The organism is Pseudomonas brassicacearum (assembly GCF_003732265.1).
GTDB lineage: Bacteria > Pseudomonadota > Gammaproteobacteria > Pseudomonadales > Pseudomonadaceae > Aquipseudomonas > Aquipseudomonas brassicacearum_D.
The window spans coordinates 25,714-40,085 of the sequence record NZ_MOBK01000018.1 but is presented as its reverse complement, the minus strand read 5'-3'; the positions used below and the strand labels follow the sequence as shown (position 1 = coordinate 40,085).

Here is a 14,372-nt window from a genome sequence, read left to right as displayed (position 1 = left end):
GGCATCGACTGCGAAAGTGCGCGTCAAGTGCAAATCGGTTAGTGGATGGAAATGCGTTGTATCAAAAAGACAATTTTTTCAAAGTGATCGATTGATCCCCTACCGAATGAATAAACGGTAAGGAATCCCACATGGCAGTGGGAACCTTCATTCAAAACAAACTGAAGTGGGCGATAGACACTTCATATACCCCTTGCCACACCGACATTTCCTCCATCCCCCAGCAACAATCACTCATAACTGATGCCAGGAATGCATTGACCTTCATCCCTGTAAATGCACAAAACTAGTCGGCCGGCACTGGACATCGTTCAGTCGAGTGGACCTTGGTCAGTCAAGGGTTGACGTGCATGACGCACTCAATTTAGGATCACCCCACCACTCAACCCCGTACGCAGAGATTCAGTTCTCTGGCAGTTGGGGTGAAAAAACCGGCTTAGGCCGGTTTTTTCGTTTCTGAGGATTGAATTTGTGCGTACCGCGTTCTTCGTCGATGGCTACAACGTGGTCTACGGGTTGCTTGCAGGAACACCCTACAAATGGCTGAATCTGCCCACGTTATTGGCCCATATCGCCTACATTGAAAACCCTCAAAGCACGCTTGTCTCAATCGACTACTTCACGTCCTCTGTCAAACCGGAGCTTGCCACCCGAGGTAGAATTTCCAAGGAAGCCCAAGACACTTACGTCCGAGCGCTTAAGGCCAACAATGTTGCCGTTCACTATGGTCGCCATCAACTTGAGCCCGCAAGAGCACCGCGTTTTGTCGACAAAAAAACCGGTGCGTCTCGCCAAGACAAAGTTGCCATCTGGAAACTCGAAGAGAAAGAAACTGACGTTCATATCGCGATAAGCATGTACCGCACCGCTGCAAGAGAAACGAAAGACAAACATGCTGAGTGCATTCAACAACTCGTTCTTGTTTCTGGGGATACAGACATGGCTCCTGCACTAAGAGCCATCAGAGAGGATTTTCCTCACATAACCGTCGGCGTTGTCCTTCCCTACAGAACTGGATTTAAACGCTCTCCGCCCGGCTCCTTAAAGGAACAGTCTCACTGGATGCGACGAGTCGTCACCGCAGAAGAGCTGCAGACACATCAATTTGCAAACCGGGTACCAACGCACAAGGCGCCCGCCATCAAACCGGGTTATTGGTAACGACATTCGCCACTGGATACATCGACTCCCATCCCCCGCCCAACGCCTTGTACAACCCGACCATCGCCAGCGAAACCCCGGTCGAACTCTCCACAAACTGCTCCTGAGTCGCCAGCAATGCACCTTGCACCGTCAGCACATTAACGAAGTCCACCACGCCTTCTGTGTATTGCTGCTGCGCAGTGCGCAGGGCGATCTGGTTTTGGCGCACGGCTTCGGCGAGGCTGTCGCGGCGCAGTTGGCTGGCGTTGTAGGCGGTCAGTTGATCGTCGATTTCATGCCAGGCGCGCAGCACGGTTTGCTGGTAGGCGATGGCCGCTTCCTGTTGCTGGGCTTCGCGCAGGTTCAGCACGCCGCGCAGGCGACCGCCGTCAAACAGCGGCAGGCTGAATTGCGGGCCGATGCCGAATGAACGCGAGCCCCACGAACCAAAATCGCTGAGCTGCATGGCTTGCGAACCCAGGTTGCCCGACAAGGTAATCCGTGGATAGAAATCACCCTTGGCCACGCCGATGTTCGCGGTGGCAGCGTGCAGTTGCGCTTCAGCCTGGCGAATATCCGGACGGCGTTCAGCCAGCTGCGACGGCAAGCCGATCGCGACCTGACGCGGGGTTTGCGGCACGGGCGCGTCTGTGGATAACTCGGCGTAGAGCGCTTGCGGCGGCTCGCCCATCAGCAGGCTCAACGCGTTGATCAGTTGCGACTGACGCTGCTCCAGCGCGGGCAGGCGCGATTCGATGGCGGCGACTTGGGCGGCAGCCTCGGCGACGTCCAGGTCGGTGGCAACGCCGTCGGCCAGACGCAGTTGCGAGAGTTTCAAACTGTGGCGGGCGACATCGAGGTTCTGCTCGGTAACAGCCCGAGTACTTTGCACGCCGCGCAGCTGAATGTAGTCCTGAGCGGTTTCCGCGAGCACCGACAGCAGCACACCGCGACGATCGTTTTCCGCGACTTCCAGCGTGGCGTCGGCGGCTTCGGTTTCGCGGCGCACGCGGCCCCAGAAATCCAGCTCCCAGGACGCGGAGAAACCGGCATCCCACAGGTTGAATGCCGAGTCACCGTTGTGTCCCGAGGGATCGTTCAAGCCTTCGCCGCTGTTGCGCTTGCGTCCATAGCTGCCTGTCGCGGCCGTGTTGGGGTAACGGTTGGCGGTGATCACCTGGCGTGCGGCGCGGCTTTGCTGCAAGCGGCTGCTGGCGAGTTTCAGGTCGAGGTTGTCGGTCAGGGCGCGTCGGGTCAGGGCGGACAGTTTCGGGTCGTTGAAGACCTCCCACCAGCGTTCGTTCATGTCGGCAGTGACCGCTTCACTGGCGGCGGGTTTGGTGGGTTTTGACCATTCGGTGATTTGTCGGGCTTGAGGCTTCTGGAAGTCGGGGCCGACGGTGCAGGCTGACAGGCTCATGATCAGCAAGGTGCAAAAGGTGAGTTGAGGCCACCGGCCTCTTCGCGAGCAGGCTCGCTCCCACATGGGATCTGCGCACAAAAGGAGATCTCCTGTGGAAGCGAGCCTGCTCGCGATGGCGTCCGCCCGGCCAACAAAAATCTTCATCGCTGAGTCACCTCATGCGACACCGCGCTCGCCGTATCAATACTCGCCTCCACCGACATCCCCACGCGCAACCGCGAAGCCAATGCCTGCCCAGGTTCCAGGACGATTTTCACCGGAATCCGCTGCACAACCTTGGTGAAATTGCCCGTGGCGTTGTCCGGCTTGATCGAGGCAAACGTCACGCCCGTCGCCGGGGCGATGCTCTCGACGCGACCGTTCAGCGCCTCACCGCCGAGGCTATCAACCCGCACCTGCACAACCTGCCCAGGCTGAACGTTGGTCAGTTGAGTCTCTTGAAAATTGGCCACCACGTAAGCCTGTGCCAGCGGCACCACCGCCAGAATCTTGCTACCCGGCGTCACATAGGCGCCGACTCGCACGGCGCGTTCGCCGACCATGCCGTCCTGCGGCGCGACGATGCGCGTGTAAGACAACTCATAGCTGGCGATTTCCAGCGCGGCATGCGCCCGTTTCAGTCCACCTTCCGCCGCATCGCGCTGGGCGGTCAGAATGTCCACTTGCTTGCGTTCCGCCGCCAGCACCGCCATCGCGTTGGCCAACCGCGCATTGGCCTGATCGATGCGCGTACGCGCCTGCTGAGCATTCTGCACCGTGCCGGCCCCGACGCCGGCCAAGTGGTCGTAGCGGTTCAACTCATGCTCGGCGAAAGCCATTTCAGCCTTGGCCGAGACTACCGAGGCTTGAGCTTGAGCGATCACTGACGCCTGGCGTTCAAGGGTCGCGCGGGCATTTTGCAACTGCGCCCTGGCGACCAGGGTTTCAGCGTCCGCCGCCTGTGCCGCGGCGCGTAGATCACGATCGTCGATCAACGCCAGCAACTGCCCGGCCTTAACCTGCTGGTTGTCTTCCACCAGCACCTCCTTGATAAACCCGGCCACGCGCGGGACCACCAGGGTGAAGTCCGCCGAGACGAACGCGTCATTGGTTTTCTGCTGCGTGCGCTGACCGAACAGGCCGGGCGTCAGCAGACAAATCAGCACGCCGACCACCACCACTACGGCGACACCGACAGCTATTTTTTGCTTGGATTGAGTCGTCATAAAAACCTTCTGTTTCAGTGAAGCGTTCAAGTCGGCGCGCGCGGTGGATACATCCGCGTCGGCAGCCAGAAAATCAGCAGGATCAACGCCAGCGCGACACCCGCCATGCACAGATAAAGATCGGAAGACGTCAGCACCACGGCCTGCTCGTGCAGGCGGTGAGCGAGGCCCGCGCTGTCGCGTTCGGCCAGGGGCGAGTTGCCGAGGTTGTCCACCAGCATCGTCGAGTGAAAATGCAGCCTGGCGGTGGTCAACGCCTCGATGACGCCGGTCGCAATCACCGCTGACAGGCCTTTCACCGTGTTGAACCAGGCTGAAGCGAACGGCCCTTCCATCGGCGAGATGCTGCCGGTCGCCAGCATCAACAGCGGCAGGACAGCCATGGGCTGACCGAAGATCTGCAGCAGTTGCAGCGCGTAGAAATCGTCGCGAATCCACGCCGACGTCAGCTGCGAACCACCGATGCACGACAGCGCCAACATGCTCAAACCCGCGCCCAACACCCAGCGACAATCGACCCATCGCAGGTTGCACAACGCCGCCACCAACGGCAGCGCAATCAACTGTGGCAACGCCGCCAACAGCGTGATCGGCGCGGTCTGTACGGGGCGATAACCCTGCACCTGAGCGAGGTAAGAGGACGGAATGATGATCACCGCCAGCAACACCACCAGCACCCCGGCCAAGGTGAGCAAGGCGAAGGATAAGTTGCGGATGCCGAGCATCTGCATCTTGAAAAACGGTATCGGTTGCGACCATTCATTGATCAGAAACAACACCAGCAACACCAGCCCACCGCCGAGCAATCCACAGATCAGGCTCGACTCGAACCAGTCCAGCCGATTGCCCTGCAAGATGCCGATCACCAGCATGCAGATCGCCGGAAATCCCAGCAGCAGACCGCGCCAGTTGAATTGCTTGAAGCGCTCCAGACGCAGCGGGTCCTGGGGCAACCCATAGGCCACCGCTCCCAGCGCCAGCAGACACGGCACGATGATTTGCCAAAACGTCCACTGCCAGCCGACATACTCGGTCCACAACCCGGCCAGTGGCGTGCCGAGCCCCGGGCCGAAGGTGGCGGTCAGGGCATAACCGGCCAGGCCATAGAGTTTTACATTGGCCGGCAAGAATCGCAGTGCGACGGTCATCAGCATTGGCGGCAATGCACCGCCGGCCAGGCCTTGCAACGTGCGCAGGATCAGCAGGCTTTCGTAGTTCGGGGCGAACGGACACAACAGGCCCAACAGCGTGAAGACGCTGATGGCGCACAGGGTGAATCGCCGTAGCGAGAACGTCACCGCACACCACGGCGCAAACGCCATGGCCGCCACCGAGGTCGCGGTGTAACTGGCGACCAGCCAGGTGCCTTCGTCGTAACCGATGGCCAACGCGCCGCGAATATCCGCCAGGGCTACTTTGGTCACCATCTCGTTCAGGCCCGACACCAGCACCGCCAGCAACACCCCCACCAGACCGATGATGATCCGCGGGCCGAAGACCGGCGGCGTGACGGCGGTTGGTGGGGTCGCGGCGAGGGGTGCCGTGACCGTGAGGGAAGTCATTGCTGCTTGCTCCGGGATTAAGTACCGGGGCATTTTAAAAAGCATGGAGGCTGACGAAAACTGACTTATCGACAGGTTATAAGTGCGTCAGACGCAACAATACAAACCCCCTGTGGGAGTGGGCTTGCTCGCGAAGAGGACATCACATCCAACATCAACGTTGACTGACACACCGCTTTCGCGAGCAAGCCCGCTCCCACACTAGATCGTCGGTCAACTTGAGTGTGGTTGTGCGGCCAGCCATGTTTCGTCGCAGCAGGCTTTCAGGGTTTCACGCAGCCAGCGGTGAGCCGGGTCGTTGTCAAATCGCGGGTGCCAGGCCTGGGTCAGCATCAGGGTCGGCAGCGGGATCGGCAGAGTGAACGAGCGCAGTTTCAAACCCAGGCGGCGCACGCTCAGCAACGCTTCCTTGGGCACCGGCAGTATCAGATTGGAATCGGGCAACGCGAACATCGCCGCATGGAAGCTCGGCGCGATCACCGCTACCCGCCGCTCCAGTCCCAGTGCGTTGAGGGCCGTGTCGATCGGCCCACGGGCAATGCCACGGCGCGACATGCTGATATGCGAAAAACCAGCGTAGCGCTCGGCGGTAATCTCTTCGTCGAACAGCGGATGGTCCTCGCGCACCAGACCGACAAAGTGCGTCGAGAACAGGTTCTGCACTTTCACTTCCGGCATGACGGGACGATTGTTGCTGACACTTAAATCGATCCGCCCTTCGCGCAGCGCTTCATCATCGCCATCGCCTTCCGGCACAAAACGCAATTCGCAGTGCGGCGCCTGGCGCTCCAGCGTATCGAACAGCTTGCCGCCATAGACGCCGACGAAAAAATCGTTGGCGCGGATGCTGAACCGGCGGCGCAACGAACCGAGGTCCACCTCATCGGCTGAACGAAACAGCAAGGCGGCCTGCTCGACCACGTCGCGCACCTGTTCGCGCAGCTCAAGGGCCTTGGGTGTCGGCACCAGACCGCGACCGGCGCGCACCAGGATCGGGTCGCCGATGGCTTCTCTTATACGGGTCAGCGTTCGGCTCATGGCCGCCGGGCTGAGGTTCATCCGCCGCGCGGCGCCGACCACGCTGCCCTCGTCGAGCAAGGCGTCGAGGGCGACCAACAGGTTCATGTCCGGGAGTTGCATGCTGAGCACTCGTGGCTGATCTGGATTGATTCAGACGCAATGCTAGCAAACATCCCCCAGTGATGTGTTGGCTGGGCTGGCCCCATCGCGAGCAGGCTCGCTCCCACAAGGGTTTTGTGTGGTTCACAAAATTGGCGGTCAATAAAAATCCACTGTGGGAGCGAGCCTGCTCGCGAAGAGGCCAGACCGGCCAACACAAAATCTAGCGCTGCATCCCCCACCGCTTAACAGTCACCCGCTCCAACGAATCAAACACCAGATTCTCCACCAGCAACCCAATCAAAATCACCACCGCCAAGCCGGCAAACACTTTGTCGGTGTACAGCTCATTTCGATTCTGAAAGATGTACCACCCCAATCCACCTTTGCCGCTAGTCGCACCAAACACCAATTCCGCGGCGATCAACGTGCGCCATGCGAAGGCCCAACCAATCTTCAACCCGGCCAGAATCGACGGCAACGCCGCCGGAATCAGGATAAACAGCACAAACCGCATGCCCTTGAGCCCGTAATTACGCCCGGCCATGCGCAACGTTTCCGAGACCCCGAGAAACCCCGCATAGGTGTTCAACGCCAAGGCCCACAGCACCGAATGCACCAGCACAAAAATCAAACTGTTCTGCCCCAGGCCAAACCACAGCAGTGCCAACGGCAACAAGGCAATCGCCGGCAACGGGTTGAACATGGAGGTCAATGTGCTCAGCAAATCCCGACCGAACTGGGTCGACACCGCCAACGTGGTCAAGGCAAACGCCAGGACGATGCCGATCAGGTAACCCTTGAGCAACACCACCAACGAAATCCAGACCTTGCCCAGCAATTCACCACTGAGCAAACCGTCATACAGCGCGCTGGCCGTTTGCAGAAAGCTCGGCAGCAGCAGGTCGTTGTTCTGCACGCGGGCGACCACTTCCCAGAGCACCGCCAGCAATATCAGGATCAGGCTTTTGCGAATCCACCCCTGTTGCCAGAGGCGCTGACCGAGGGGCAATTCACGCTCCAGCGGTACGCTGGTCAGCGGCAGCAAAACCGTTTCGAACTCTTCACGCGCAGATGATAAATGGCTCATCGGGCACTCCTCTCAATGGCTCAATAAGCGATGCGAATGTCGGAGAAATCCAGCTCACGCTCGGTTTCCGGCGACTGCCCTTCATCGAACAGCAACCGATGAATCCGTCGCGCCGACTCTTGAAACGCCACGCCGCCGAGGCTGTGCAAATCGTATTGATGGCTGTGGACTTCCGCCCGCACCCGCCCCGGATGCGGCGACAGCAACAGAATGCGATTGCCCACCACCAGCGCCTCTTCGATGGAGTGGGTGACGAACAGCAGCGTGAAACGCACCTCTTCCCAGAGCAGCAGCAATTCTTCCTGCATCTTGCGGCGGGTCAGCGCATCGAGGGCGGCGAAAGGCTCGTCCATCAGGAGGATTTTCGGTTGCATCGCCAAGGCGCGAGCGATGGCGACTCGTGCTTTCATGCCACCGGACAAGGTGTGCGGATAAGCGTCGGCAAACGCCGCCAGTCCGACTTTTTCGAGGTAGTGCAGCGCGCGTTCTTCAGCCTCTTTACGTTTCAGGGTTTTGGATGCCAGCAGCGGAAACATGACGTTCTGTTTGACGGTTTTCCAAGGCGGCAGCTGATCGAACTCCTGGAACACCACGATCCGGTCCGGCCCCGGCGCGTGCACGGTTTGCCCCTGCAGACGGATCTCGCCCTCACACGGCTGAATGAACCCGGCCACCGCCTTGAGCAAGGTCGACTTGCCGCAACCGGACGGGCCGAGCAGCACAAAGCGGTCCGCCGGATCGATTTCAAAACTCACTTGATGGGTCGCTCGAACCACACGCTGCGGCGTGCGGTATTCGAGGCTGACGTTGTCGACCGACAGCAGCGCCTGGGCTGCGACGTTCGATTTGCTGACCGTGTGGCCTTGCAAAGGGGCGTTCATTTCGATCAGCTCCCTTGCAGTGGCTTGGCGTCCTGGAAGAAGTAATCCTTCCACGAATCCGGTTTGTTTTTGATCGCGCCCACGCGGTAGAGAAACTCAGCCAGTGGATACGTATTCTTCGGCGTGACGCTGAATTCGAACTGCGGGTTGTCGATGATTTTCAGCAACGCGGCGCGGTCGATTTTCGCCTTGGTGACGCGGATGTAAGTGTCGGCCGCCGCGCCTTTGTCGTTCTGGGCAAACTCCGCCGCTTCAGTCAGCGCCGCGATGAAAGCCTTATAGGTTTTCGGGTTCTCGTCACGGAATTTCTCGGTAGCGAACAGCACCGTCGGCGAGTTCGGGCCAAGCACGTCGTAAGAGTTCAACACCACGTGGACGTTGGGATTGGCCAGTTCCTGATCCTGGAACGGCGGGTTGGAGAAATGCCCGGACAACTCGGTGCCCCCGGCCACCAACGCGGCCGTGGCGTCCGGGTGCGGCACTGCAATGGTGTACTTGTCGAGGCGATTGAATTCCTTGTCACCCCACTGCTTGGCGGCCGCGTATTGCAGGAAACGTGACTGCACCGACACGCCTACCGCCGGCACCGCAATCCGGTCCTTCTCGGTGAAATCGGCGATGGTTTTGACCTTGGGATTGTTGCTCACCAGGTAGTAAGGGAAGTTGCCGAGGGAGGCCACGGCTTTGACGTTCTGCTTGCCGTGGGTGCGATCCCAAATCGTCAGCAACGGACCGACGCCCGCGCCAGCAATATCAATCGAGCCCGAGAGCAGCGCATCGTTGACCGCCGCGCCGCCAGACAGCTGAGTCCAGTCGACCTTGATGTCGATGCCTTCCTGCTTGCCGTACTTCTCGATCAGGTTCTGATCGCGCACCACGTTGAGCAATAGATAAACAATGCCGAACTGTTCGGCGATGCGGATTTCACCTTCGGCATGAGCCGCGGTCGGCGCCACCAGGCTGCCGGCGATCAGGCTGAAACCCAGGCCGATGGCGGCGGCCAGCGGTGCAAAGGGAAGACGTTTGGACATGATCAAATCTCCGACAAATCAGAAAGGCGCGTCGCCCTGGATGGTGGTGCGATACAGCTTGCGGCGCAGATGGCTGGGGCATCCGGCGGCGAGGTGAATCAGCGAGCGGTTGTCCCAGAACACCAGGTCATGGGGCTGCCACTGATGGCGGTAGATGTTTTGCGGCAGCACGCTGTGGGCGTAGAGCTCGGCGAGCAGCTGCTGGCTCTCGTCTTCCGGCAAACCGACGATGCGGGTGGTAAAGCCTTCACTGACGAACAGCGCCTTACGGCCGTTTTCCGGGTGCGTACGCACGATCGGGTGGACCACTTCGGCGACTTGCGCCAGTTGCTCCGGCGTCAGGGTCGGGCGCCAGTTGCCTTCGAATTTGGTCTCGCTGTAACGCGCCGTGTAGGAGTGCGCAGCGGATCGGCCTTCAACCGCTTTGCGCAACGCGTCGGGCAGGTTGTCCCAGGCTTTGTGCATGTCGGCGAACAAGGTATCGCCACCTTCGGACGGCAGCTCTTGGGCGTGCAACATCGAGCCCAGGCTTGGCAGTTCTTTATAGGAAAGGTCGGAGTGCCAGAACTTGCCGGCGTCACCGAGGCCGATGGATTGGCCGTTTTCGATGATGTTGGAAACGATGAGGATTTCCGGGTGGCCGGCCAGCAGGAATTGCTTGAGCACGTGGATCTGCAACACACCGAATCGACGGCTGAAGGCAATCTGTTGCTCGGGGGTGATGCGCTGGTCGCGGAACACCACGACGTGATGATCCAGGTGCGCGCGATGGATGCGGGCGAAGTCCTGGTCATTGATCGGGAGAGACAGGTCGAGCCCGATGATTTCAGCACCGACGGCGCCGCTGAAAGGGCGGATGTCGAAGGTTTGTGGCGCGATGCGGTTGGTAGCAGAGACGGCTGACATAAAAATCACTCCCACGCACGGCACGCTCAAGGGCGCGCGCGTCGATCAAGAAACTCACGGAGGTCCCGTGTTGGTTCGTGTCGTGCGGCGCGCCGATTGGTCGGCAGGTACGCAGGGGAGTGACTTTATAGGTATAAGAATTGAAATTTAAATACCGTTAGTGAATAACGATATGGCATTTAGGGATGTACCGTTTTTGAGGCCGCCATCGCGAGCAGGCTCGCTCCCACAGGGGTTTTGTGATCGACACAAGTCCAATGTGGGAGCGAGCCTACTCGCCAAGGGGCCATCAGCCTCACTAAAAATTATCGCTCGTGCAACGCCTCAGCCCGCGCCCGAATAATCGGCTTGAGCAAATAGCTGAGCACCGACTTCTTGCCAGTGATGATATCCACCGACGCCACCATCCCCGGAATGATCAGCAGCGGCTTTTCATCCGTCCCCAGGTGGCTGCGATCGGTACGCAGCTTGATGATGTAGTACGTGGTCTTCTTGTCTTCATCGGTGATGGTGTCCGCGCCGATCTGTTCAAGCTTGGCCTTCAACCCACCGTAGATGGTGTAGTCGTACGCCGTGAACTTCACCGTCGCCTCTTGTCCCGGGTGCAGGAAGGCGATGTCTTGCGGGCGAATTTTCGCCTCGACCAGCAAGGTGTCGTCCAGCGGCACGATTTCCACCAGGTCACTGCCCGGCTGGATCACGCCGCCAATGGTGTTCACCAGCAGCTTGTTGACGATGCCGCGCACCGGCGATGCCACCAGCGTTCGGCTGACCCGGTCTTCCAGCGCTTTGCCGGTGGCCTGGGCCTTGTTCAGGTCGGTGCGTGCTTCGTTGAGTTGAGTCAGGGCTTCGCTACGGAATTTACCGCGCGTCTCGTCGATCTTGCGCTGCACTTCCTTGATCGCCGATTCGGCGCGAGGGATCGCCAGGGTCGTGGCATCCAGTTGTCCGCGCGTTTCGACTTCCGCACGCCGCAGGCGCAGCACTTCAACCGGAGACACCGCGCCCTGGGCCACTAACGGCTCGGACATGTTGATTTCCTGGCGTTGCATGCTCAGTTGCTGGCGATACTGCGACTGTTTGGAGGTGAACTCACGCAGCTCTTGCTGACGCTGGATCAACTGCTCCTGCAAACCACCGATTTCATCGTGCAGTTGCTGACGACGGCTGGTGTACAGCGACTCTTCGCTGGCTGCCTGAACGGGCACGGCTTTGAGAACATCCGCCGCGAAATTCAGCGGACGGTCGTCGACTTCCGCGCTCAGGCGTTCGACCCGCAGCAGCATCGACAAGCGATCCGCTTCGGTCTCGCCGACGTTGGAGGCGAAACGCGTGTCGTCGAGGCGAATCAGCGGCGCACCGGCCTCGACGATCTGCCCTTCTTTGACGAACAGCTCGGAAACGATACCGCCCTCAAGGTTCTGGATTTTCTGGATCTTCGACGACGGAATCGCCTTGCCGTCGCCCTTGGTGACTTCGTCGATCACCGCGTAGTTGGCCCAGAGCATCAGGAACACGAAGAAGGCGATGATCGCCCAGATCGTCAGCCGCACCACGCGCGGGGCGTCTTCGATGAGGGCTTTGTTGACCTCGGGCAGTGGCTGGCCATGCAGCGACTCGGAGCCTTTGAAGTAACGGCCGATCGCACCCTTGAAACCCGACTTAAGCAACACTGATCTGCCCCTTCTTCAACGCTTCCATCACGGCGGCTTTCGGGCCATCGGCAAGAATTTGTCCACGGTCGATGACGATCAAGCGATCCACCAGCGACAACAGCGAAGCCCGGTGCGTGACCAGCACCACGGTTTTGCTTTCAACCACCGCCGCGAGGCGTTGTTTGAGGCGTTCTTCACCGGTGTTGTCCATGGCACTGGTCGGCTCGTCGAGCAGCAGAATCGGCGGATCAAGCAGCAGTGCCCGCGCCAGCGCGACGTTCTGGCGCTGACCGCCGGACAGGTTCTGCCCGCGTTCACCGACTTGCAGTTCGTAACCTTGCGGGTGCAGACGGGCAAACTCGTGCACACCCGCCAGTTCGGCGGCTTGCAGGACCAATTCGTCTTCTACATAACGTGCGCCCGACACCAGGTTATCGCGCAGGGTGCCCGCCAGCAGCTGGATGTCCTGCGCCACGTAGCCGATGTTGTGGCGCAACTCACTGACGTCGATCTGACGGATGTCGACGCCGTCCACCAACAGCGCGCCGTCGTCCGGCTGATACAGGCCCACCAGCAGTTTGGCCAGGGAGCTTTTGCCCGAGCCGCTGCGTCCGATGATGCCGATTTTCTCGCCTGGCTTGATGGTCAGGTTGATGTTCTTCAGCGCCGGGTTCTGCTGTTGCGGGTAGGTGAAGTTCATCTGCCGGCACTCGATGGCACCTTGCAGCACCTTGCGGCTCAACGGGCGCTCTTCGAAGTTGCGCTCTTGCGGCAACTCCATCATTTGATCGACCGAGGTCATGGTCACCCGCGCTTGCTGATAACGGGTCAGCAGGCCGGACAGCGAAGCCAGCGGGCTCAGCGCGCGGCCGCTGAGCATGTAGCAGGCAATCAGGCCGCCCATGCTCAGGTGACCGTCGATGATCTGGTACACGCCGAAGACGATCATGATCACCCCGGCCAGTTGCTGGATCAGCAAGGTGATGTTCATCGCCAAACCGGAGAGCATTTTCACCCGCAGTTCGAGGCGGCTGAGGGTGCCGATGGTTTGTTCCCACTGATACTGGCGTTCGCTTTCGGCGTTGTTGACCTTCACCGCGTCGAGGCCGGCGAGGGTTTCGATCAGGCTCGACTGACGCTCGGCGCCGAGGGCCATGGTTCGTTCCATGGTCGCCACCAGCGGCTTCTGCAAGGCGTAGCCGATCAGCAAGGCAATCGGGAACGCCAGCACCGGGATCCACACCAGGTGCCCGCCGAGGATCGCGATGACCATGAAGATCAACAGCGTAAACGGCAGGTCAATCAGACTGGTCAGGGTCAGCGAGGCGAGGAAGTCGCGCAGGCTCTGAAACTCGTGGATGTTCTGGGCGAAGCTGCCGACCCGCGCCGGGCGGTACTTCATCGCCATGCCGACAATGCGCTCGAACAAGGTGGCGGAGATGATCAGGTCGGTTTTCTTGCCGGCCAGGTCCAGGCACAGACTGCGCAGGCTCTTCAGGATCAGGTCGAACAGGTAGGCACCGGTAATGCCGATGGCCAGGACCCACAAGGTCGATTCAGCCTGGTTCGGCACCACGCGGTCGTAGACGTTCATCACGAACAGCGGCGCGGCCATGGCAATGATGTTGATCAGGAAACTGGCGGCGATGGCGTCGGCGTACAGCCAGCGCGAACGCTTGAGGGTGTCGCGGAACCACGAACGCGCACGTGGAATCAGCGTGCCGTGGTTGACGTCGAATTTGTGCTGGGGTTGAGCGAAAAACACTTTGCCGGTGTAGTCGTCGGCGAGCAGTTCACGACTGACGATACTTTCGCCGCCTTCGCATTCGCTCAGCAGCACCCGCGCCTGGTCGTCACCGTGCCAGCCAAGCAGGACCGCACTGCGGCCATCCTTGAGCAATAGCAGGGCCGGCATCGCAATCGCCGGGATCTGCTCAAGCTTGCGTTGCATCACCCGACCTTGCAGACCGGCGCGAGCAGCGGCGCGCGGCAGCAGTTCTACGCTCAGGCGTTGCTTGGGCAATGGCAGGCCGGTGGTCAACATCGCGGCGCTGGCCGGTTTCTGGTGCAGAGTGCACAGGGCGAGCAGGCCATCCAGTAACGGATCGTCATGCAACGCGCGTGGATCATGGATGAGTTGAACCCGACTGACTTCTGATTCCACGCTCGACACTCTTGGCTAACGGTAAAAAGGGAGGACTCAATTCATCCCGGGAGCTGGACCTGGGCTTCACGTCGTTCTGCACAACGGATGCCAACGGTGCGACCACTCCCTGGCGCTTGAGCAACTGGCTCATGGTCGCCTTGAATCGGTATTGAGTAAATAACTGAATGTTTTTGATCTCGGCGGCTTGTTG

General features: G+C 60.0%; 11 protein-coding genes and 1 pseudogene. 1 reads left to right on the top strand and 11 read right to left on the bottom strand.

The genetic code is table 11. The features are described 5' to 3' along the window. Positions 1-471 precede the first annotated feature (471 nt). Positions 472-1,161 (top strand): NYN domain-containing protein, encoded by a 690-nt coding sequence (locus BK660_RS29215; RefSeq protein ID WP_123436293.1) that lies wholly within the window; start codon positions 472-474, stop codon positions 1,159-1,161. On the opposite strand, the gene BK660_RS29210 is transcribed toward BK660_RS29215, so the two are convergent. The 11 genes and pseudogenes from BK660_RS29210 to BK660_RS33750 all read right to left on the bottom strand — a co-directional run. Beyond that, a complete protein-coding gene (locus BK660_RS29210; protein ID WP_123436292.1) occupies positions 1,142-2,710 on the bottom strand; it encodes an efflux transporter outer membrane subunit in 1,569 nt (522 codons plus the stop codon). The two genes, BK660_RS29215 and BK660_RS29210, sit on opposite strands and share 20 nt — an antisense overlap. Continuing rightward, positions 2,707-3,771: an HlyD family secretion protein gene (locus BK660_RS29205; RefSeq protein ID WP_123436291.1), complete on the bottom strand. Its 1,065-nt coding sequence runs from the start codon at positions 3,769-3,771 to the stop codon at positions 2,707-2,709. The genes BK660_RS29210 and BK660_RS29205 overlap by 4 nt, the downstream gene beginning before the upstream one ends. 26 nt (positions 3,772-3,797) lie before the next feature. Next, positions 3,798-5,333: an MFS transporter gene (locus tag BK660_RS29200; RefSeq protein WP_123436290.1), complete on the bottom strand. Its 1,536-nt coding sequence runs from the start codon at positions 5,331-5,333 to the stop codon at positions 3,798-3,800. A 213-nt stretch (positions 5,334-5,546) separates the two neighbouring features. Beyond that, positions 5,547-6,473 carry a LysR family transcriptional regulator gene (locus BK660_RS29190; protein WP_123436289.1) on the bottom strand — a complete coding sequence of 309 codons (927 nt, stop codon included), beginning with the start codon at positions 6,471-6,473 and terminating at the stop codon, positions 5,547-5,549. Between the two features lie 202 nt (positions 6,474-6,675). Next, positions 6,676-7,542 (bottom strand): ABC transporter permease, encoded by an 867-nt coding sequence (locus BK660_RS29180; protein WP_123436287.1) that lies wholly within the window; start codon positions 7,540-7,542, stop codon positions 6,676-6,678. Between the two features lie 20 nt (positions 7,543-7,562). Next, positions 7,563-8,423: an ABC transporter ATP-binding protein gene (locus BK660_RS29175; RefSeq protein ID WP_123436286.1), complete on the bottom strand. Its 861-nt coding sequence runs from the start codon at positions 8,421-8,423 to the stop codon at positions 7,563-7,565. Between the two features lie 5 nt (positions 8,424-8,428). Then, a complete protein-coding gene (locus tag BK660_RS29170) occupies positions 8,429-9,454 on the bottom strand; it encodes an ABC transporter substrate-binding protein (RefSeq protein ID WP_123436285.1) in 1,026 nt (341 codons plus the stop codon). 18 nt (positions 9,455-9,472) lie between these two features. Continuing rightward, entirely contained in the window at positions 9,473-10,360 is an 888-nt protein-coding gene (locus tag BK660_RS29165) for a TauD/TfdA dioxygenase family protein (RefSeq protein ID WP_123436284.1), read from the bottom strand. 305 nt (positions 10,361-10,665) lie between these two features. Continuing rightward, positions 10,666-12,033, bottom strand: coding sequence for an HlyD family type I secretion periplasmic adaptor subunit (locus BK660_RS29160; RefSeq protein ID WP_123436283.1), 1,368 nt, complete (start codon positions 12,031-12,033; stop codon positions 10,666-10,668). Beyond that, positions 12,023-14,179, bottom strand: coding sequence for a type I secretion system permease/ATPase (locus tag BK660_RS29155; protein WP_123436282.1), 2,157 nt, complete (start codon positions 14,177-14,179; stop codon positions 12,023-12,025). The genes BK660_RS29160 and BK660_RS29155 overlap by 11 nt, the downstream gene beginning before the upstream one ends. Positions 14,180-14,220: 41 nt before the next feature. Next, positions 14,221-14,372 (bottom strand): annotated as a pseudogene (locus tag BK660_RS33750) (TolC family outer membrane protein); the annotation flags it as partial.

Excerpts from the sequence above, each read along its gene's own strand:
- BK660_RS29210 (WP_123436292.1), bottom strand. The coding sequence starts at position 2,710 with ATGAAGATTTTTGTTGGCCGGGCGGACGCCATCGCGAGCAGGCTCGCT.
- BK660_RS29205 (WP_123436291.1), bottom strand. The coding sequence starts at position 3,771 with ATGACGACTCAATCCAAGCAAAAAATAGCTGTCGGTGTCGCCGTAGTG.
- BK660_RS29200 (WP_123436290.1), bottom strand. The coding sequence starts at position 5,333 with ATGACTTCCCTCACGGTCACGGCACCCCTCGCCGCGACCCCACCAACC.
- BK660_RS29190 (WP_123436289.1), bottom strand. The coding sequence starts at position 6,473 with ATGCAACTCCCGGACATGAACCTGTTGGTCGCCCTCGACGCCTTGCTC.
- BK660_RS29180 (WP_123436287.1), bottom strand. The coding sequence starts at position 7,542 with ATGAGCCATTTATCATCTGCGCGTGAAGAGTTCGAAACGGTTTTGCTG.
- BK660_RS29175 (WP_123436286.1), bottom strand. The coding sequence starts at position 8,423 with ATGAACGCCCCTTTGCAAGGCCACACGGTCAGCAAATCGAACGTCGCA.
- BK660_RS29170 (WP_123436285.1), bottom strand. The coding sequence starts at position 9,454 with ATGTCCAAACGTCTTCCCTTTGCACCGCTGGCCGCCGCCATCGGCCTG.
- BK660_RS29165 (WP_123436284.1), bottom strand. The coding sequence starts at position 10,360 with ATGTCAGCCGTCTCTGCTACCAACCGCATCGCGCCACAAACCTTCGAC.